This is a genomic window from Tepidimonas charontis (assembly GCF_007556685.1).
Lineage (GTDB): Bacteria > Pseudomonadota > Gammaproteobacteria > Burkholderiales > Burkholderiaceae_C > Tepidimonas > Tepidimonas charontis.
Map to the genome: position 1 here is coordinate 1 of NZ_VJON01000107.1, position 725 is coordinate 725.

Sequence of the window (725 nt, forward strand, 5' to 3'; positions counted from 1 at the left end):
CGATCCTGCTCCAGCCACCCCCAGCGCCGTCGATGACAAGACGCTCAATGCGCGGGTGGATGACATCCTCAAAGCGCGCCAAGTCAAACAGCCATGGTGTCCCGGCCCTGAGCACCCCTGGCGTCGTCTCTTCAGCGCTCCGCCCTCATGGGCTGGCCCATGGGCCAGCCCATGAGGACATACCTTCGGCGTCAAACCGGACATTTCTAACTTGCTCAGAGGGCGGACATTTCTACTTTGCCTTGACATAGGCTGTCAACAGGGCATGGAAGCCGTCATTGCAGCTTGATCTCGACGTCCACGCCCGCCGGCAGGTCGAGCTTCATCAGCGCATCGACCGTCTTGTCGGTCGGATCGACGATGTCCATCAGGCGCTGATGAGTGCGAATCTCGAACTGGTCGCGGCTGGTTTTGTTGACGTGCGGCGAGCGCAGGATGTCGAAGCGCTTCATGCGCGTGGGCAGCGGCACGGGGCCGCGCACGATGGCGCCGGTGCGCTTGGCGGTGTCGACGATCTCGGCCGCCGAGGCGTCGATGAGCTTGTAGTCGAAAGCCTTGAGGCGAATGCGGATTTTTTGCTTGTTCATGATCGCTCGCCTCACTCGATGATCTTGGCCACGACGCCGGCGCCGACCGTGCGGCCGCCTTCGCGGATCGCAAAGCGCAGGCCTTCTTCCATCGCAATCGGCGCAATCAGCTTGACGGTGATGGTGACGTTGTCTCCC

At 62.1% G+C, this 725-nt stretch carries 2 protein-coding genes; both read right to left on the reverse strand.

The features are described 5' to 3' along the window. Positions 1-275: 275 nt before the first annotated feature. Positions 276-587, reverse strand: coding sequence for a 30S ribosomal protein S10 (rpsJ, locus tag Tchar_RS13580; protein WP_144329495.1), 312 nt, complete (start codon positions 585-587; stop codon positions 276-278). Between the two features lie 11 nt (positions 588-598). Next, positions 599-725, reverse strand: a 127-nt coding sequence (locus Tchar_RS13585; RefSeq protein WP_456243326.1) for an EF-Tu C-terminal domain-related protein, incomplete at its 5' end; no start/stop codon positions are given.

What these genes read in the sequence shown, in the direction of transcription:
- rpsJ (WP_144329495.1), bottom strand. Translation starts at nt 587, where the DNA reads ATGAACAAGCAAAAAATCCGCATTCGCCTCAAGGCTTTCGACTACAAG.